Source organism: Leucobacter viscericola (assembly GCF_011299575.1).
Lineage (GTDB): Bacteria > Actinomycetota > Actinomycetes > Actinomycetales > Microbacteriaceae > Leucobacter > Leucobacter viscericola.
In genome coordinates, this window is sequence record NZ_CP049863.1 from 3574068 (window position 1) to 3594119 (window position 20052).

Annotated in this window: 16 protein-coding genes; 5 read left to right on the forward strand and 11 right to left on the reverse strand. The window is 60.6% G+C overall.

The genetic code is table 11. The features are described 5' to 3' along the window. Window positions 1-14: 14 nt before the first annotated feature. Window positions 15-653 (forward strand): hypothetical protein, encoded by a 639-nt coding sequence (locus tag G7068_RS15555; protein ID WP_166292799.1) that lies wholly within the window; start codon window positions 15-17, stop codon window positions 651-653. 69 nt (window positions 654-722) lie between these two features. On the opposite strand, the gene trpB is transcribed toward G7068_RS15555, so the two are convergent. Continuing rightward, entirely contained in the window at window positions 723-1928 is a 1206-nt protein-coding gene (gene trpB / locus G7068_RS15560) for a tryptophan synthase subunit beta (protein ID WP_166292800.1), read from the reverse strand. Between the two features lie 195 nt (window positions 1929-2123). Here trpB and G7068_RS15565 point away from each other — a divergent pair, with 195 nt between their 5' ends. From G7068_RS15565 to G7068_RS15575, 3 genes are all read left to right on the forward strand, one after another. Further along, window positions 2124-3038 (forward strand): methionyl-tRNA formyltransferase, encoded by a 915-nt coding sequence (locus tag G7068_RS15565; RefSeq protein WP_166292801.1) that lies wholly within the window; start codon window positions 2124-2126, stop codon window positions 3036-3038. After that, entirely contained in the window at window positions 3035-4510 is a 1476-nt protein-coding gene (locus tag G7068_RS15570) for an RsmB/NOP family class I SAM-dependent RNA methyltransferase (RefSeq protein ID WP_166292802.1), read from the forward strand. Before G7068_RS15565 ends, G7068_RS15570 begins: the two co-directional genes overlap by 4 nt. A 69-nt stretch (window positions 4511-4579) precedes the next feature. Then, entirely contained in the window at window positions 4580-5959 is a 1380-nt protein-coding gene (locus tag G7068_RS15575) for an MFS transporter (protein WP_425280484.1), read from the forward strand. On the opposite strand, the gene G7068_RS15580 is transcribed toward G7068_RS15575, so the two are convergent. The 10 genes from G7068_RS15580 to G7068_RS15625 form a co-directional block, all read right to left on the reverse strand. Continuing rightward, window positions 5914-7383, reverse strand: coding sequence for a hypothetical protein (locus G7068_RS15580; protein ID WP_166292803.1), 1470 nt, complete (start codon window positions 7381-7383; stop codon window positions 5914-5916). The genes G7068_RS15575 and G7068_RS15580 overlap by 46 nt on opposite strands. Window positions 7384-7411: 28 nt before the next feature. Next, the gene (locus G7068_RS15585) at window positions 7412-8674 is read right to left on the reverse strand and encodes a hypothetical protein (RefSeq protein ID WP_166292804.1); all 1263 of its coding nucleotides are present in this window, start codon (window positions 8672-8674) and stop codon (window positions 7412-7414) included. Between the two features lie 45 nt (window positions 8675-8719). Further along, window positions 8720-9397, reverse strand: a complete 678-nt coding sequence (locus G7068_RS15590; protein ID WP_166292805.1) for a GAP family protein — start codon at window positions 9395-9397, stop codon at window positions 8720-8722. Window positions 9398-9427: 30 nt separating this feature from the next. Next, on the reverse strand, window positions 9428-10117 hold the full coding sequence (locus tag G7068_RS15595; protein WP_166292806.1) for a hypothetical protein: 690 nt from the start codon (window positions 10115-10117) through the stop codon (window positions 9428-9430). A 93-nt stretch (window positions 10118-10210) separates the two neighbouring features. Further along, window positions 10211-11620, reverse strand: coding sequence for a glutamate decarboxylase (gene gad, locus G7068_RS15600; protein WP_166292807.1), 1410 nt, complete (start codon window positions 11618-11620; stop codon window positions 10211-10213). Between the two features lie 62 nt (window positions 11621-11682). Further along, the gene (locus tag G7068_RS15605; protein WP_166292808.1) at window positions 11683-13638 is read right to left on the reverse strand and encodes a YhgE/Pip domain-containing protein; all 1956 of its coding nucleotides are present in this window, start codon (window positions 13636-13638) and stop codon (window positions 11683-11685) included. Beyond that, a complete protein-coding gene (locus G7068_RS15610; protein WP_166292809.1) occupies window positions 13635-14405 on the reverse strand; it encodes an ATP-binding cassette domain-containing protein in 771 nt (256 codons plus the stop codon). The genes G7068_RS15605 and G7068_RS15610 overlap by 4 nt, the downstream gene beginning before the upstream one ends. 57 nt (window positions 14406-14462) lie before the next feature. Next, a complete protein-coding gene (locus G7068_RS15615) occupies window positions 14463-15740 on the reverse strand; it encodes a metal-dependent hydrolase family protein (protein WP_205881318.1) in 1278 nt (425 codons plus the stop codon). A gap of 101 nt (window positions 15741-15841) precedes the next feature. Next, complete coding sequence (locus tag G7068_RS15620) at window positions 15842-17404, reverse strand: helix-turn-helix transcriptional regulator (RefSeq protein WP_166292810.1); 1563 nt, start codon at window positions 17402-17404, stop codon at window positions 15842-15844. 81 nt (window positions 17405-17485) lie between these two features. Continuing rightward, a complete protein-coding gene (locus tag G7068_RS15625) occupies window positions 17486-18514 on the reverse strand; it encodes a linear amide C-N hydrolase (RefSeq protein ID WP_166292811.1) in 1029 nt (342 codons plus the stop codon). Window positions 18515-18715: 201 nt separating this feature from the next. On the opposite strand from G7068_RS15625, the gene G7068_RS15630 reads away from it, so the two are divergent. Continuing rightward, entirely contained in the window at window positions 18716-20044 is a 1329-nt protein-coding gene (locus G7068_RS15630; protein WP_166292812.1) for a threonine/serine exporter family protein, read from the forward strand. Window positions 20045-20052: the final 8 nt, after the last annotated feature.

Here is a 20052-nt window from a genome sequence, read left to right on the forward strand (position 1 = left end):
GTTGGAATTGAGTGGTGGCAATGGACGTAATGCTTGGGCTTGTCGGCCTCATCGCATTTTTGACCCTGGCGACCGTTGCCGGAATTCAGTTCAGGTTTAACCGGCTCGAACTCAACGGGATGGCGCGGCTGCTGCGTAACGAGGGGCTGGTCCACAATCCCGTACCGACAATTTCACGGCTCCCGCTGCAGGCGGCCGAGTTTGGAGACGCCGGTCCCTGGCGAAACGTCAGGCGTTGGTCAAAGGTTGCAGCGGGGATCGGCGCCATCGTGGCCGTGGGCGGCTTGGTCACACTGACCGTTGCGACCGTGGCTGAGAACTATGAGGCGATGCCTGGCGCGCTACTGATGCTCTGCATCGGCTTCATCGCCTTGGCCGTGGTGGGAGTCGTGACTGTGGTTGCAGAGGGCCGCGCTCGCGCGCATCTCTGGCGGAGCATTCTGGACGCCTATGCCCCTAACGTTTCGACCACGATCCGCTGGCACAAGATGTACGGCTGGCAAAACGATCTTGCGGCTGCGGCCTTGGCGTCTCATGCCCACCCCGTTCGATCCGGCCCGATCCTCTCAAAACGCCGCAAGCGCAAACTTGCAGCGCGTCGCGCGCGCGAGGCTTCGCAGTCACCCGATCAGGCTCCGCGCCCGCCGGAGTGAACGCGTTTCAACATTATGTGAGCTCATAATGTTGAAACGCGTTCACCGCGGGGGTGCAAACGAATCTATTCAGATCCCCCGCAGGCGATCCGCGACAAAATCCACGTCTTTGTCGCCGCGGCCAGACAAGTTCGCGATGATGATGGCATCGCTTGGCAAGCTCGGGGCAAGCTTCACGACCTCGGCGAGTGCGTGTGATGATTCGAGAGCGGGGATGATCCCCTCCTGGCGAGTCAAGAGCTGGAACGCAGCGACCGCCTCCTCGTCGGTGACGGAAACATACTCAACGCGGCCAAGCTGCTCGAGGTGTGCGTGTTGCGGGCCAACACCCGGGTAGTCGATACCCGAGGCGATGGAGTGCACGGCGGAGGGCTCTCCGTCTGCGTCTTGCAGCACCTTTGTGCGCATGCCGTGCAGCACTCCCGGGGTGCCGAGCGTCATGGTGGCGGCGTGGCGGTCACCGTCGAGACCTTCACCCGCGGGCTCGACCCCGATGATCCTCACCGACTCATCTTCGAGGAACGCATCAAACAGGCCCATCGCGTTTGATCCACCCCCGACGGCCGCTACGAGCACATCGGGCAGACGCCCCTCTTCTTCAAGAATCTGCGCTCGCGCCTCGCGCCCCACGACGGACTGGAAGTCGCGCACCATCGAGGGGTACGGGTGCGGCCCCACGACGGAACCGATTGCGAAGAAATAGTCCTCGGGGTTTGAGGCGAAGACGCCAAACGCCGAGTCGACTGCCTCCTTGAGTGTCTTCCCACCCTCTTCGACCGGCACAACCTTCGCGCCGAGCAGTTCCATGCGCACCACGTTCGGGTGCTGCTTTGCAATGTCGATCGCTCCCATGTGGATCTCGCACTTCAAACCGACGAGGGCGGCAGCGGTCGCGAGCGCAACGCCGTGCTGGCCTGCCCCGGTCTCGGCAATGAGCGTCTTTTTGCCCATGCGCTTTGCGAGCAGAGCCTCACCGAGGCAGTGGTTGATCTTGTGGGCGCCGGTGTGATTCAGATCTTCGCGCTTCAGGTAGATGCGGGCGCCGCCGAGTGCGTTCGTCAGGTTCTCAGCAAAGTACAGCAGCGAGGGGCGGCCGACGTATTTTGCGAGCAGCGATTGCAGCTGGCGCTGAAACTCGGGGTCTTGTGAGGCCTGCTCGTAGGCGGCGGCGACCTCTGCGATCGGTTCTACCAAAAATGGCGGTAGCGCGGCTCCGCCAAACTCGCCAAAGAATCCGGCTTCGTCTGCGCGGTAGGGGGAAAGTGTTGTGGTCATTACTTCAGGTCCTTTGCTTCATTGCGCCGCCCATAGACAAAAATACCGCCTACGAGGAGGCGGTATTGGAAATATGCGTATGCGCACGGGTAACCGCCCTTAGGCGGTCCACCACTGAATCACAATGTGCATGAGGGGAGTGTAGCAGGTGTGCCCCGCACCCTGGCAAGTTACAAAAGCTGCGAGAATAGACGGATGCGAGTTGTCTTTGCCGGGACCCCGGAGTTTGCCGTGCCGAGCCTGCGTGCGCTCGCTCAGAGTGGCCATGACGTTGTGGGTGTGATCACGCGAGAGGACGCCCCCCTCGGGCGCAAGCGGATCCTCACCCCTTCTCCCGTGGCGCTCGCGGCTGACGAGCTCGGCATTCCCGTGTTCAAGGCAAACAAACTCGGCGACGAAGCCACTGAGTGGGTGCGAGGCTTTGCGCCTGAGCTCGGGGTGATTGTGGCGTACGGCGGGCTTGTCAAAGAGCCACTGCTATCGCTGCCAGAGCAGGGGTGGATCAACCTGCACTTCTCCGATCTTCCGCGCTGGCGAGGTGCTGCGCCGGTGCAGCGTGCGCTGCAGGCGGGAGAGCAAGAGCTCGGTGTGACGGTGTTCCGACTGGTTGAAGCGCTCGATGCGGGTGACGTGCTGACGCGTGACTCGCAGACATTTGAACTCGGAACATCGGCGGGGGCTGCACTCACCTCACTCGCGCAGTTCGGCACGGGTGCGCTGCTCGCGGCTGTCAACGGTTTGGCCGACGGCTCACTCACCGGAGAGCCCCAGACAGGCGAGGCGAACTACGCTCACAAACTGAGTCGTGAAGACGGGCGCCTGGACCTGAGTGGTGACTCACGCGGTGTGCTCGCCCACTGGGCGGGCGTGACGCCAGAGCCCGGCGCATTTGTGAGTGTTGACGAGCAGCCGTTGAAGGTGCTTGAGGTGCGCGCAGCAGATCAGATCGATGGTGTGCTTTCGGGCACCGCGACGATTCAGAAGGGAAAGGCGATCCTGAATCTGAGTGATGGCGCGCTGGAACTCACGCGGGTGCAACCGGCCGGTAAGGCCGCGATGGATGGGGCCGCGTGGTTACGCGGCCGTGGCGGGGAAGCGGTGGTGCGATGAGTGAGCGTCGAGGTCGCGGCCGCGGGCCGCGCGAAAACAGAAACCAGGGTCAAGACCGACGGCCTCGTGCGCCTCGCGTCGAGATCTCTCCGGCGCGGATTGCCGCCTACGACGTGCTGCGTGACGTCGAAGACCGTGATGCCTACGCAAACCTGGCGTTGCCCTCGCGGATTCGCGAGGCCAAGCTCGACGGGCGCGACGCCGCGCTCGCGACGGAGCTTGCCTCGGGGACGCTGCGCGAGCGTGGTCGCTACGACCGCATCATTGAACTGGCGGCGAACCGTGCTGTGGGTGACATTGACACGCGCACGCTCAACGTGCTCCGACTCGGAGCCCACCAGTTGCTCTCAATGCGCACGGCTGCCCACGCGGCAGTGAACGAGAGTGTTGAACTGCAGCGTCGCGTTGCAAACCAGAGCGGTGCCGGTTTCGTAAACGGTGTGTTGCGCACGATCGGGCGTTCGACGCCGGTTGAGTGGGACGCAAAGATCGTAGAAACGGCGAGCTCACCCGACGAGGCTTTGGCCGCGCGCGACTCACACCCCTCCTGGGTGGTGCGCGCGCTTCGTGACGCTTTGCGCGCAGAGGGTCGCGAACAAGAACTCGAGGATCTTCTCGCCGCAAACAACGAACCGCCGCGCGTCAGCTTGGTTGTGCTGCCCGGCTGGCACTCCGGTGACGCCGAAGCGCTGGCTGACGGTGACGATCTCACGGCGAACGGTCCCTCTCCTTTCGGCTTGGAGCTGGCCGGTGGGGATCCCGCGCGTGCAATCGAGGCACTCGGGTTCCCTGAGGGGGTAGTGCGCGTGCAGGATCAGGGATCGCAACTCGCGGCGCTCGCTCTGACTCGGCTGCGGCCTGTGAAAGAGGGGGAGCGCTGGTTGGATTTGTGCGCCGGCCCCGGGGGCAAAACGGCCGTGCTTGGTGCGGAGCTGAGCGGCTACACCGTTCCCGTGCGCGCCAACGAGGTGTCAGAGCACCGGGCCGAGCTTGTGCGACGTTCAGTTGCTGCGGTCGCAGACAGTGTTGACGTGGTGAGCTTTGACGGCCGCGAATCAGACGCCTACGGCGAAGCCGACGCGCAGTTCGACCGCATTCTTGTCGATGCTCCCTGCTCGGGTCTCGGCGCGCTGCGTCGGAGGCCAGAGGCTCGCTGGCGCAAACAGCCCTCTGATCTGCCGGAGTTGACGGCGCTGCAGGGAGAACTGCTCGACGCCGCGGTCGCGCATCTGGCGCCCGGTGGGGCTCTCGCCTACGTGACCTGCTCGCCGCACCTGGCCGAGACCAGGGTCACTGTCGATCGACTGCTCAAGCGTCACTCAGGGATTCGTGAGCTCGACGCAAAAGCAGTGCTGCAGAGTGTTGCACGCGGAGACCTGGATCTCGCGGGCACGTCACTGAGCGCACAACTGTGGCCGCATCGAAACGGCACCGACGCGATGTTCATCGCGTTGTTCGAGCGGGTGTCGTAGCGAACTACATTATTTTCGCCGGATCAACACCCCCTAGAGAATGTCGGTGGTGCGTTTTACCCTGTCTGCATGAGTGCAGAAAGCGAGACAGTAGCCGAGAACGCTGACGCGCTTCAGGTGAAACGGAACATGCGCACCTTCCTGCAGGTGCTCGTGAACACCGCGGTTGCCAACCTCACCACTAACTTTTTGTGGTTCGCGATTGTGTTCTGGGTGTACCTGGAGACCAAGAGCATTTTGGCCACGGGAGTGCTCGGCGGGGCCTATATGATTTTGCTTGCGCTGAGTTCGATGTGGTTTGGTTCACTCGTGGATCGCCTGCGCAAGCGCCGAGTCATGCTGATTTCTGCCTGGTCCTCGCTCATTGCATTTGTTATCGGCTGCGCCATGTACTTCACGCTGCCCGAGTCGGTGCTGCTCGATATTCAGGGGCCGTGGTTCTGGGTATTTACGTTTATCTTGCTGGCGGGTTGTGTCGTTGAGATGCTGCGAAACCTGGCCCTCGCCACCACGGTGACACTGCTCGTGCCGGTCGAGCGTCACGCGAACGCGAACGGACTGGTTGGCACGGTGCAGGGGATCGCGTTTATCGCGACGAGTGTGTTCAGCGGGCTCTCCGTTGGGTTGCTCGGCATGGGAGCCACCATGCTGATCGCGACGGTGTTTGTGGCGGTACCCATCGTGCACTTGTACCTGCTTCAGATTCCCGAGCCAGAGGTAGTGCCAGATCCTGACCGCAGCGCCATCGACTTCAAGGGAGGGATGGCGGCGATGCTCGCAGTCCCGGGACTGTTTGCCCTCGTGCTGTTTACGATGCTCAATAACCTCTCCGGAGGTGTCTTTATGACGCTGCTCGATCCCTACGGCCTCAACATGTTCCCTGTCGAGGTTTGGGGAATCGTGTTCGGTGTCGCTTCCACCGGGTTTATAGTTGGTGGCATCGTCGTGGCGAAGTGGGGGCTTGGCAGCAACCCAATTCGCACCATGCTGATTCTCGTGGGACTGCTCGGGGTGCTCGGTATGATCTTCACCCTGCGGGAGTGGCCGTGGCTGTTCGTCGCCGGAATCTGGGTGTTTATGGCGATCATGCCCGCTGTTGAGGCCGCGGAACAAACCGTGATCCAGAAGGTTGTCCCGTTTGAAAAACAGGGACGCGTGTTCGGGCTCGCGATGACCTTTGAGGCCGCCGCAGCCCCGATCACGGCACTCCTCATAGCGCCGGTTGCCGAGTTTTGGGTGGTGCCCTACATGGCGGGACAGGCCGGTCAGGATCGCTGGGGGTGGCTGCTTGGCGAGGGGGAAAGCCGCGGCATCGCACTCATCTTTTTGGTGTCGGGTGCCGCGATGGTGCTGCTCGCGGTTGGGGCTTCACTCACGAAGCAGTACCGACTGCTCTCTCGCAGTTACTTCCAGGTGACAGCGGGAGTATCAGCAGCAAAGTCCACGTAGGGAGTCAACAGATCTGCAGCCTGTGTGCCGAGGCTGGTGCGCTCGCCCCACATATCCGCCTGCATCTTGAACTCAACCTGAATAAAGTCGGAGCTACTGAACACCGTTGGCTGTCCATACGCCGAGGTGGCAGAGAGCTTGTTCAACGCCTGTTCACCCTTTTGGGTGAGCGTACGCACGATTGTGCCATCCACCGGAACGGCGACCCTGCTTGTAATTGACGAGACATCCATACCGCACGGTGTCACGGGGGTGGTCATCGCGACGCACTCCGTGAGCGAGGCGCGAACGAGATCGCGGAAGGTTTGGGTGGCCGCTGCTGTGAGAATCGGTTTGGTATCAAAGAAAGCACTGGTGTCAGCGGTTGATCCGAAGGAAAACACTCTGCCGGGCTTTTCGTTTGTCAGTACTTCAAGCTGCTTTGCATCATCTGAGTCGGTTCCGATTGCAAATGCATCGCGTTCGAACTCAAACTCGTAGGTGCCAGGAAACAGGGTGATGTAACTCTCGTCTTCGGGCATTACACCATTGAGTTTGGTCCCGAGCCCCTCAAATTGTGCGGCCGACAAAACAAGGAGGCCATCCGCGATTTCTGGCCCGTTGGAAGTGCTCATGATGTCGAAACGGCGGGTGACTTCCAGCTCTCCCAGATTAAAGCTAGCTATCACCGTTGCGTTGTACTCGGACTCTTGCACAGGATCGGTCTCGACGGACACGTTGCTGATCGGGGCGAGCTCCTGTGATCGCTCAAGAACCTCGTCTGTCAGAAACTCGTCGGAGTTGGAGTCGCTCACGTAATCACGTGCGGTGTCAGCATCGCCGTTTTGAAGAGCCTGTAGGTACTCCTCAACAATTTCAGACGGTGTTGAGCCGGAGCCGTCAAATTCGGTGCCCCCGGTTGCGCTGAACATCGAGCCAATGGCTGATCCGCCTCCAACAAGGAGAAGAATGACAATCACTCCGGCCACGATGATGCCGAAGAATGCCGCGCCAGAGAGGCGCTTTTTCGGTGGGAGAAATGATGGTAGCTGTGGCTGGGAGGAAGGTAGCGGCGGCTGAAACGGTGCTGCTGGTGCTGCTGCTGGGACCAACGTTTCGGGGACTGCTGGAAGCGCCGTCGCAGGTTCGGGGGTCACCTCAAACTGTGGCTCAGAACTCGTAAACGACTCGGGAGGTACAAACGGTTCGGGCTGCAGCTGCGGTTTCAATGACTCCTGTGGTTCTTGCGCTGGAGGCGCATGCAAGTCCGGCGGCTTGATGCCGGCGGAGGGTGCCAGGCCAGGTGAAGGCGCCAGCCCTGGGGGAGCCGTCGACAGCGGGGTCGTTGGAAACTCGAGCGGAGAGAGGGCCAGATCGTGCAGCGAGGTGTCTGCGGACTGATCCGATGCCTCCTCCTGCGGTTGCTGATTCTCACCCTTGCTCATGACTTCACCTTAGTGCGAGCGAAGCGTCTCACTTCTTCCACGTGACCGTCGGGTTCTCGGCAGCGAAGTCTACGGTTGGGGTCAACAGTCGGCCGCCAAACATCCAGCGGGAGCGCTTGTCGTTTTCGTTTGTGAGACTCACGTCAATGTCGACGAGTGCTGGTGCGGACACTGAAGTTGGTACCTGCCAATCAGGCCGTGGCTTAAGCGCCTGCAGGTCAGCCACGCCCTCTGTCGTCAGCGTCCGTTTGATGTCTCCATCGGCCACGGTCGAGCCGTCAGCCAGCTTCGCGTCGACGTTGTTGCCACAGGGAGTTTTGAGCGTATTGAGTGCCAGACACTCCTTGAGTGAGTTGCTCACCAACTCGGTGAAGAGTTTGCTGGCCTTCTCGGTGAGAACCGGTGTGAAGTTGTTATCGCTTGAATAACCCGAGTCATCTGCCAGCGTGACCCTGTTCGAGTCACTGTCGATGGTAAACGCCTCAACGGACATATCAACCTCGTACGTGCCGGGGAAGACCATGACGTAGTCATCCGTGATCTTGACCCCGTTGAAAATCGGGCCGAGGGACTTGAACGATGACAGCGAGACATCTACCAGTCCATCGGAGAGTTCCCACTCACCGTCGTAGTTGTTCCAGACAGTGAAATCGCGGGTGATCGTTTTGTCGCCAAGGTCGAATGATGCTGACACCGTGGCTTCGTCATAGTCCTTCTGGATCGAGTCTTCGTCCACGGAGATATTGGTCATCGGGGCCAGCTCGAGCGATTTCTTCAAGACCTCGTCTGAGAGCATGCTGTTTGAAGAAGTTTCGCCAACGATGTCGCGCGCGGTTGCAGCGTCTCCGTCAGCAAGGGCGTTGAGATACTCCTCCACGATGTCGCCGGGAGAGCCCAGTGGTTCTTCGCCGGCATAGTCTGAGGATCCGCTTGAGCCTGAAACGCTTGAGACAAAGGCACCGAACGCGATGAGGCCCCCAAACACCACAAACATCAGCAGGACCACGGCGCCCGCGACAATTCCCACGATTGCTCCAGCCGAAAGTCCCTTTTTCGGGGGCTGCGGAGCGCCATACTGGCCCGGGTAGCCGTTGTACTGCGGAGGCATTGGCTGCTGCGCGTACTGTGGCTGTACTGGCTGAGCATACTGCGGTTGGCTCGGTTGGGCGTACTGGGGCACATCCGCGGGCGGCGCATACTGAGGCGGCTGGATCGGCTGCGGCTGGATCGGCTGAGGCGGCTGAATCGGCTGCGTGGACTCTGGCTGCTGGGGATCCTGTGGCTCAGTCATGGCCTCCAGCATATTTGCATGTGTCCCCAGCTAGAAATTGTCGGCCTAGCTCACAAGATCGGCGACCCCTGAACCAATGAGTTTTGCTCCAAGAATAAGGAACAGGATGGTCATGATCACGGAGTGGTTTGAGACCAGCCAATCCCGCATCCCGCTCAGCCTTGCCTCGACCTTGCTCGGCGAAATGACACTGATGAGCCACGGCACGGTGACCGCAAGAATGCCCATCAGCCCGAAGATCAAGATCACAATCAAAAACTCGTTCCACACGAGACTGGCCTGTGAGATCCTGCCGCCCGCAGCGATGAGAAGCGGAAGATCCTTTGGCGAGAGCGGTCCCGAGATAAGTACCCCGAGCACAAACGCTTGCCAGGCATTGAAACCGTCGAGCGCGCTCATCCACTTGGGTGTCTCATTGTGATTTCTGCGCCGCCACTGCATGACCGCGAGCGCGGCAAGCACCAGACCCAGCACGATCTCGACGACATCGATGGTGACGTGGGTGCCGGATCCTGCCTCATCGGATCCCGCAGCCCGCCCAAGGAGAGCGAGCACACTCACAAACGCGACCGCCCACACGTAACAGCCGAGCACAAACGCGGTGCCGTTTGAGCGACCCTTGCCGGAGGTCGCCATCAGGATGACCGCGACGATTGCGAGCGGGCTTATCGCAACACCGATCCCAATCGTCAATAGGTCGGCGAGAACTCCCCACATGGTCATGTTGTTCTCCTCCGATTGAGTGGCACGCGGCTAGCGTGGATCGCCGCCGAGGGCCTTCTTGGAACGATCCCACGCGGGTAGCACCAGGAACGACGCAAAGAAGAAGCAGAGGGCGCCGATGAACGTGCCGTTGTTGGCCAGGCTGTCGTTTGCTGCCGAGCCACTCGGCAAGATGTAGGCGCCCGCGGCAGAGTAGGCAAACGCGACACAGCCTACAAAGTTGATTGCGACTGCCCACCAGGCACGCTTTCCGAGATCCCAGCTTCGAGCGCTGTGGGAGTAGGCAACAAACGCCAGCACCCCGCTGACAAGAAACGCGACCGATCCGCCAGCATCAGGGTTCCACACGAAGTGTTCTTGAGCCTTGATGCTCTTCGCCGTGATGGCTGCGGTTGTGCTGATGTTGAACATCAGAGTTCCGAAGGACTGCGTGGATGCTGCAAGCCACTCGGCCCGAACCATCCGGCCGGGAGCGTAATTGACGGGCACACTCACGGCACCGCTCAGGAAGAGCTGAATGAACCCGGCGGTCGTGAAGAAGAGTGCGCCGATGAAGTAACAGAGGTTTGGAATCTCGGCGCCGGCCCAGCTACCAAAGCCGGGAGCCGATCCGAGCGCAAACAGGGCGGAGCCGATCATGAAGATCCAGCACTGCTTTGCGAGAGTGGGAACGAAGAATGGCCTGACCGTCCGTTCCACGGGAATGCTTGCTGCGCTCATGGTGTCCTGCCCTACGTCTGCTTTCTCGGGTGACTCGAAACTGGGGGAGTTGGGCCGGGAGCCGCGAGCGTTTCCCGGCCCAACTCGATTGATTTAGTGGTGGAAGTGCGATCCGCTGCTGGCCTCGCGAGGCAGCGGCGTCTCCAGTGCCTCCAAGAACTCAACCTCACCTTTGATGTCGGAGAGGAGAGCCGTTGCGAGATCGCGGCTCATGCCGACCTTCACGACAATGCGCTGGAGCACCATGTCGGAGAGGTCGTCTGCCATGGGGTAGGCGGGTACGAGCCAGCCCTTCATGCGCAGCCGGTCCGCGAGGTCGTAGAGGCTCCAGTTCTTTGTCGCACCCTCTTTCAGAATCCAGGCGAACACGGGAATCGTGTCGCCCTTGGTGACCAGCTCGAACGGGCCGATCTCCGCGATCCCTGCCGAGAGGTACTGTGCCACGTCGAGCGAGTTCTGTTGGATGGCACGGTAGCCCTCGCGGCCGAGGCGGAGGAACTGGTAGTACTGCAGCAGCACCTGCGCGCCGGGTCGTGAGAAGTTCAGTGCCAGGGTCGGCATGTCGCCGCCGAGGTAGCTGACGTGGAAGATCATGCTCTCTGGCAGCACCGCGGTGTTGCGCCAGATGACCCAGCCAACACCTGGGTAGACGAGACCGTACTTGTGACCCGAGGTGCTGATTGAGTTGACCCGGTCGATCTTGAAGTCCCACTCAAGCTCTGGCTGGCAGAACGGGGCAATCATGGCACCGGACGCACCGTCGACGTGAATCTTTACGTCGAGGCCCGTGCTGGCCTGGATCTCATCGAGTTTCTTCGCGATTTCCTTGACGGGCTCGTAGGCTCCGGTGAAGGTCTGGCCGAGGATGACCACAACACCGATGGTGTTCTCGTCTACGTAGTCCTCGAGGTTGTAGCCATCGAAGTACATGTGGTCCTTCGTGATGGGCACGTAGCGCGGCTCGATGTCCCAGTAGTTGCAGAACTTCTCCCACACCACCTGCACCGCGGCCGACATGATCAGGTTCGGCTTTTCGGTCGACTTGCCCTCTGCCTTGCGCTTTTCTTGCCACAGGCGCTTGAGGGCCAGGCCGCCGAGCATGCAGGCCTCCGACGAGCCAATCGTCGAGGTGCCGACGGTGTCGTTAGGATCCGGCACGTGCCACACGTCAGCCAACATTCGCCAGCAGCGATCCTCGATCGCGGCCGTCGCCGGGTACTCGTCCTTGTCGATCATGTTCTTGTCGGCAGCCTCGGCGTACAGCTTCTTCGCCTCGTCGTCCATCCACGTGGTGACGAAGGTAGCGAGGTTGAGGCGCGAGTTGCCGTCGAGCATGGCCTCGTCGTGAACGATCTGGTAGGCGGTCTCCGGCAAGCTCGGCTCGTCTGGCATCACGAACTTGCTGAATTCGGTTGCCTCGCCGGGGCGGACGAATACTGGGTTGATGCTCAGCACGGGGTCGACGTTGGTTGACTGACGTGCCTTGCTGTTGTTGGTAGTCATTTCTCCTCCTCAGGAGTGTGTGTTCAATGAGATGTTGAGTTTGTGATGTTGGATTGGGAGCATCAGACCTCGACCGGTGGGTAGAGGCGATCCATGTTGTATTGGCGGTTTCGCCGCGCGGCCCAGGTCGACACCGCGATGAAGATCACCGTGAGGCCCACCATCACCGCTATCGCGGTTCCCAGCCGGTAGTCGACGCCACCGAGAATCAGTTGCCTGAGCCCGGTGTTGGTGTACGTCATCGGATCGAATGGATTGATGTGTTGGAACAGTGGCGTTGTGGTCGGCACCGGATAGATGCCACCCGCCGACGTCAACTGCACCATCAGGAACGCCAGTGTGAGCACACGACCCACGGCTGGCCCGAGTAAGGCGTTGAACATTTGAATCATGGCTAAGAACATCGCCACCATCAGCACCATGAACCCGAACGTACCCCATACGTGCACCGGATGGAGCCCGATTGCGAGATACACGACCAGGAACAGGATCGTCGCCTGCAGTAGCCCCACAAAGAACGTTGGAGCGTACGACGCGAGAACCACTCTGAATGATGAGAGCCCCTGCGCGAGCGGTCTTGCGAGCACTGGCGTGAAGAGCATCCAGGCAATGATGCCGCCGACAAAGAGCGCGAGTCCCAGGAAGAACGGTGCGAATCCGTATGCAAAGGTCTTTGCCTCGTTGTTGACGGTCTCGTGCAGTTTCACCGGTTGCGCGAGCGTGTTGATGAAGTTCGACTGCTGCGAGTCGTTCCACGATGGGAGCAGCTTGAGCCCCAGGTTCGCTCCGGATTGCAGCTCGTCGGTTCCCGCCGCGAGCTGTGTTGTACCGGCCGCGAGCGTCTGAGCGCCGTCTGTCAGCTTCACCAGTCCGTCGCTGAGCTGGTCTGCTCCGCTACGAAGCTCACCGGCCTTTGACGTGACGGTTGCGAGGTCTCGCTGCACCGCTCCGTTTTCAACCGACCTCAGGATCACGTTGACGCGACTGTCGGGGTTGTTGATCTCGGCGGCTAGTCGGTCGACATCACTGTGAATCTGATCGAAGCTCGCCGTCACTTCTTTGGTGAGAGAAGCATTCTCGAACTTCGACTGCACCGTCACCAGCCTGGTCGCGATTGCCTGCTGCGCCGGATCACCACTGACATTGAGGTCGTTGATCACGGACTGGAGATCAGCATTTGCTTCCGTCTGAGCCGCCACAGCACGGTCCATCGCACCGGCGACCGCATCGGTGTTGGCTCCAATGCTGCCCACGATGGATCTGATCTCGTTGCCGGTCAACCCCGATTTTGCGATTGCGGCATCGGCGCGGCTCGTCGCGCTGTTGACTGCGTCGTCGAGCTCGTCGATGGCGCCGGCCAGGGTGGCGGCTCCGTCGTTTGCGGTCACGAGATTTGTGGCCAGCTCGTGGGCCCCATCGTTCGCAGCTTGCATGCCGGTGTTGAGTTCGTCGACACTGCCAACGGCCGCCTTGATCTTGGGAATAGCGCCCTTGACCCCGGTAAGAACCATGTCGAAGGTCTGCTCACCGACCTGCGCGGAGACCTGGTTGATCACCTCCTCGGCCGCGTCCTGACCAATGACGGTCGAGAGATAGTTATTCGAGTCGTTGTAGGTGAACTGCAGCTCTGCGGATCGCGGGCTGTCAGTTGCTGCCGAGGCGATCGACTCGCTGAAGTCTTTCGGCAGTGTGATCGTGAAGTAATACTTGCCGTGGGCGAGGCCGTCGACCCCGTCCTTTTCACTGGTCTCGTGCAGATCGAGCTGCTTCGAGTCGACCAGGCCCTTTACGACCTGTTTGCCCGCGTCAAGCTGTTCTCCCTTGATCTGGGTGCCCGTATCGAGATTGATGATGGCAACGGGGATCTTGTCGACGTTGCCGAACGGGTTCCAGAAGGCCCACAGGTACAGTGCTCCGTACATGAGGGGCATGAGCAGAATAACGATGAAGGCGAGCCTCGGCATGCGGCCTCGGTAGTAGCGCTTGAAGTCGCTCCCCGGCGAAAATGCGGCGATCATCGTACAAACGCTTCGTGCTCGAGTACTGCAAACTGGTGGTCAGTGAGGTTGTGCACCTCAATAACCTCGGTGATGCCTTCTTTCAGCGCGACACCATTTACATCAGCGGTGATCACGGTCTGATCCTTTCCTAGGACAATGAGCCGGTCAAGCAGCTTGCTCGCGGCCGCCACGCTTGTCAGATTGTCGATACCTCCCACCACAAGAAGTGGCGGTTTGCGAATGTTGGCGACCGCTATGCGGAACAGCGCATTCGTAAACTCGGGCAATTCTTCGACCATTGCGTCCATGGTCGGAAGCGAATAGTCGCCGAAGACGGGGCGGCAGATGCGCTCGAGATCCTCCTCGGTTGCCGGTGGTACCCAGGCGTACCACGGTGCGGCCCAGCGAATCTGCTCGGTCACAATGTCGCTGACACGAATGGTTTGCCCGATACCGTCAACCTCGTTGACGTGAGCGATAGTCGCGTTCGAAAACAGGTGCTGAGCATCCTTTGTTTTGCCGAACCCGGTGAGTGTGCCGGTGGTTGGCTTCATGCGCCCCGCGAGGGTCAGCAGCAGAGCCGTCCGTCCGCGTCCACCCGAGCCGACGAGAACCGTGACGCCACCTCTGCGCACCGTCAGATCGACCGGTCCGTAGATGTGCCCCCACGAGGCATCAACGCCGATGCCCTCCGCGCGCAGCACCGGTTCTTCTTCATGCCGCGCTGTGGCCCTACTCACATCAAGTTGAGTGGTCGGTTCGTTAGATTCTCGGTCGAGTTCCATGTCCGTCCCCCTTGTTCGTTTCCCTGATCCCCATGACTCTTACGCGATGGCGTCGCGCTAGAGCGTGTTCTTGATGATCTGACCGCCCTTGACGATCAGGTTGAAATTGGTGTCCGGATCTGCGATCAGTGAGAGATCGGCCGTGGGGTCACCATCGACGAGGATCATGTCTGCCCAGGAGCCCTCAGCAATCACGCCGAGCTTGCCGCCGCGGTAAGTGTTGCGCTCGCCAGCCAGTTCGAACAGTTGAGCGTTGCCGGAGGTAAGCATCTTGAGGGCTTCCACGTTGCTGTAGAACTCTCCAAGCCGGGCCGCCATCACGCTCTGGCGGGCTGCCGACTGCGGCTCCAGCAGCAGGTCGGTGCCCCAGGCCGTCTTGACGCCGTACTTCTTGGCCCACTCGTAGACCTCTTCGGTGCCTTTGCAGATCTCGGTGTTCTTTGCAGAACGTACGGGATCGGGGTAGTGGTGGTCGTCCTCAGCAAACGGCTGCATCGACAGCCAGGTGCCGTTGTCGCCCATGAGCTTGACGGTTGCCTCATCCGAGAGGTGCCCGTGCTCGATCGACTTCACACCGGCCTCAATTGCCCGTGCGATGCCCTCGGGTGTGTACACGTGGGTCGCGACGTAGGTGCCGTAATCGGTTGCGGCCTGCACTGCCGCCCGAATCTCTTCTGGCGTGTACTGCAGCGTGTTGAGCGGGTCGTACATCGATGCCGCGCCGCCTCCGAGGGTGAGCTTGATCTGTGAAGCGCCCTGGCGAAGCTGCTCGCGAACCGCAGCGAGTACACGGGGCACACCGTCCGCGACTCTGGTGAAGTGGATGTCTTCCGTGCGACTCGGCTTGCCGCCGAACTCCTCGGGAGTGTCGTAGACAAAGGCGAAGTCTGCGTGACCGGAGGTCTGCGAGATCATGGCCTGGCTCGGGAAGATGCGGGGTCCCTCGAAAGTGCCCCTGTCGATCAGGGACTTGATTGGCGCGGTGTCTCCGCCCATGTCGCGCACGGTGGTGAAGCCGCGGAGCAGCATACGCTTGGCCTCGGCGATCGTGTTGCCGTAGAGGGTGCCTGTTGGCGCCTGCAAGAACTCCATCATGTTGTTGGCGTTGCCCATGAGGTGAACGTGAGCGTCGCTCAAACCCGGCATCAGGAACTTGCCGTTGCCGTTGATCTCAACGACGCCGTCGGAGGAATCTCCTGCGATGGGCGAGGTCGAAACAGCAATGACGTGCGTGCCCTCAACGAGCACGTCGGCGTTGTCGATGGTTTTCCCGCTAAGGCCGTCGAAGACTCGAACGTTGCGGATGATCATTCTGGGTGCTGTATCTGTACTCATGGCGCGAGACTATTCTTTTCGCGCTGTGGCCGACCGGGGGTGCAATCGATTTCACCCGGGTGCCCATCCAGCGCATCACCCTGGTGTTCACCTGGGGGTGATCAGCTTGCGTTTTGGGTGATGGAGTCCTCTACGTCAATGAGGTGGAGGCGCGTGGCGGCCTTGATTGCCTCTTCCCTGGTCGAACAATCAAGCTTGCGATAGAGCGACTTCAGTTGGGTTTTGACGGTGTTAGGGGAGACGTGAAAGGCCGCGGCAATTGACGCGGTTGTGCTGTGCACCAGGAGTGCGTTGAGCACCCGGCGCTCACTATTGGTGAGTACGGGCTGCGACCGCATTTGGAAACTGTTCACCCCGCTGGTCGACGCCCGAAACTCTTCGGCCAGATTTGGCGGCAACTGTGTCGCGACGTGGTCGACGAGTTGTCGAGGCACCAGCGCGAGCAGACGACGATTATCGCGTTTATGGGCGATGCGAGCGATCTGGATGGCAGTATCGTGGTCAACCACCCCGTCGCGGGCGAGTTCCAGCCACCCCAGCAGAAGAACGGTTTCGGCCCGCTGTATCGGTCCAAGCGCGTGATCCGCAGAACACTGTCGAAGCTCCTGCCCGGCTTCCTCGTATCGACACTCGTGGAGCAGCAGCTTCACCCTGGCAAGAGCCGTCTGTGTACCCGCGTTGGGTTTCATCTCGGCCGATTGGCGCGCCTGAGTGAGGCTGCCCAACGCGATGAAGGACTTGACCGACATCGCTGTCACAACATCGGTGGCAAACGATCCGTGCTGCGCTGGGTGCGCGGCATTCGCGAGATAAATCGCCTCTAGAGCGTCCTCCGGCTGCTGATAGGCAAGTGACGCCCTGCAGCGAGCCAGCAGAGCAAACGGCCAAGTGAGTTCAACGCTGTCGTACGGGCTCAGCGCTTCGACGAGAGTGTCGAGATGTGGATCCATCCGGTCAATCCCAACGAGTGCCGCGGCAGTTCGTTCGAGCGAGTTCGCTGATTCGAGGTGAACGGCAGAGGGCTGAGGAAGCTGCGCCGCATCCGCTAGCGCTCGATCGGCCTCGCTGTTTGAGCCGCGGACTGCATGGGCGAGAGCCTCAAGCCCGAGTGCCATACGTTCCGCGTCCCGATGTTTTGCTACCCGGGCAAGTTGTCGCATAGTTGCGAATTTTGTCAGTGCTCGAGAGGTGTTTCCGGCGGCAAGGAGCGTCGATCCGATTTGCTGCTGGAAAAACCACAGCGGTCCCTCGGGGTGCTCTCGTGACTCAACGCGCACCTGTGTGATGCGGTGTTCGAGGCGGCGCGCATACACGAGGGACGCGGCAACGTCTCCGCTGATTCTGAACGCCATGATCTGGGCGACCGTCAGAAAATCGAGTTCTTCCGGGCTGATACCTCGCGCATCATCGAGGTACACAAGCGGCTTGAACGGGTGTGTCGTTCGCGCAAGCACCGGTGTGAGTGGGTGTAAAACCCGCAGAACCGGATAGCGCTCGAGCACTGGCCCAGGAAGAGTAGTAATTGCCGCCGTCAGCTGCACCGGGTGACGACTCAGAAGGGGCCAGATATTTGCCATTGCGACGTTCGCAATGGTTTTAGAGTTTCCCGATTCAAGCGCGCGCTCAAGCGCCTCTTGAGCTTTCTCCGGATCGTTGAGATTCACGGCCCAACCCGCCCTCCCCTTTTATCTTCTCCCGAAGGCCTGTCTACCTGAAAGCCTGGGAAAAGTCGAGTTTGTGGCTGGCTATTGCGCAGCGGCCGCCTTTGCGGCAGCAAGCTGCTTGATGATTGCGAGGGTGAGGAATCGAAGCGGCCCAGCGTCCTCGAATTTTGTGCTCACGTTTCCCGCAATTCCGCCCTCGAGAGAGAGCTTGCTGCCGAGGTTCAGCACGAGTTCAGGAGACCCTTCTTGAAAGTCGAGGTCTGCCAGGTCGACCCACACAATATTCGGCCGGGTGGTCGACTCAAACACATATCGTTTGTTGGTGAGGTCTGCGACAACCTGCCAGATGGTTTGGGACGCATCTGGTTTGCCCGGGTCAGGAGTGCGGAACGGTTGGGCAGCATTGCGGATCACACTAAACATCGATGCGATGGCCGCGAGCTGTGTCGCAGGCTGTGGGAGTCGCCCAACATAAAACGAGGCGCGTGCAAAGCGATCGGAGGCGAGTGTGCTCCCCGGCAGGGGGAGATCCCCGCCAAATCCCTCAACCTCTGCGAGCAGGGCGAGCTGCTCCTCGTACTTGGGTGAGTTTGTCATGACGAGATAGTCGGAGCTGTGGTGCACATCAAGCTTGCCGTCGATGTACTCAAAGATTGCCGAGTCACCGATCGCGTCGTTGAGCGCGAGGTGAAGTGCGGGGACCTCACCACTCTCGGGGTCAGCGAGCTGAACCACCTGAACCCCGTTGTCCTCTACCCAGGCGACAGCGTCCGCAACGGTCGAGAAGTTGTCAAGGAAGTACTGCAGCCACACGGCCTGACTGAGTGCCGGGCGTGACTCGTCGAAGCTGCCATAGACGGATTCCGCGAGCCAGAGCACGTGACCGGCGAGTCCCACCTCGTTCATTCCGTCAACGGTGATCATGTCAAAGGCGGCGGCAACAACACTTCCATACTTCGCAGTCCACGTCATGTGCCCGGTGACCCCGTCGTTGCGCTCGACTCCTCGGGGCAGCTTCCACAGATTGGTTCCGAGGTCACGGTGGTAGTCCATGTTTCGGCCGACAAGAACAGCTCCATTGGCGTTTGGCCAGACAACTCTCGTGCACATTAGTTGGTTCTCCGATTTCCACTTGTGACTTCGTTCTTCCATGTATTGCAGAGTGTCAGAGTCATGCCTAGCGAGTTTTGAGAGATTCACCCTCCGCATCACCCACCCCACACCCGCTCTGGCGGGGAAGACACGCTGAACACAGCTCGTTCTGCCAAGTTGCGGTGAAGAGTGGTGGAATGTACCGACAAGGAGGTTCACATGTCTGGACTCATCGATCGTGTACGAGGGGTTCTCCATGCTCTCGGGCGCCCCACCGCTGCTGATGATCCTGCTCCCTCAGACGGTGGTGTGCTCGAAATGCTGGGAGCCATCGGCCCCGCCTTGCTGGCATCGAACCAGGCGACCAACGACGTGCAAGACACGCTACAGTCTCTGGCCGACGCTTACGGCCGATCAGACCTCCGGGTATTCGTTCTTCCCACGCTCGTGATGGTCGAGGATTCGAGCACCACTCCCTCAGAGACGGCGATTTTTCCCGCCCACGAGAGCGCTCTTCGGCTCGATCAGGCGGGAGCGGTTGAGCACGTGGTACGTAGCGCTGCGAGAGAACGGCTGGAGCCTAAAAACGTCACAGCAGAAATCGCGAAGATCTGGAAAGCAGCGCCGCGATTTGGGCCCGTGCTGACGGTACTCGGACACACTCTTCTCAGCCTCGGCTTCGGGATGGTGATCAATCCAACGATCACCGCGCTTCCGGTGTATGTGGTGCTGGGTGCGGTTGTCGGCGTCATTGTGCTGATCGGATCACGGGCGGGGACACTCTCATTGATCCTGCCGGTGTTCACCGCGTTTGCCGTGACCGTGCTCATATCGTGGGTTGTGAAACCGATCGTGCACGATGACGTGCTCCGACTCGTGGCACCCTCGCTGGTGTCGTTTCTGCCCGGGTTGACACTCACGATTGCCGCCGTTGAGTTGACGTCGGGGCAGGTCATCGCGGGCGCCAGCAGACTTGTGTACGGGATCGCGAGACTTGGTTTGCTCGCCTTCGGTGTGTTTGCCGGCATCTCGGTTACGGGGGAGCCCACGTCGGTGACAACAACTCCGACGCAGTTGGGCTCTTGGGCGCCGTGGGTCGGAATCGTGCTCGTGAGTCTTGGCTACTATCTGTTTTCCGCAGCTCCCAAGCGTTCGCTCGTCTGGATTTTGTACGCGCTCGTGGTGGCGTACACGGCGCAGTTGCTGGGAAATCTCGTGGTCGGGCCGGAACTGTCTGGTTTGATCGGCGCCGCAATCGTTGTGCCGGCTGTGTATCTGGCAGCTCGTCTCAAGGCCGCCCCGCCGTCAGCCATTATGCTGACGTGCGCCTACTGGCTACTTGTGCCGGGGGCCATGGGTTTTATCGGCATTAGCGAGGCTGCAGCCGGAACAGCTGGTGCCATCAACACCATCCTTCAGACGTTCGGGTCGCTCATCGCCATTGCGATTGGCATGGTGATTGGAGCCGGAGTGAGCCGTGACGTGAAGGCGGCAGCCCGTGCTTGGCAGAGCGTCGAACCCGGCGCCTCCACCGAAACAGTGAAGTGACCGCCTGT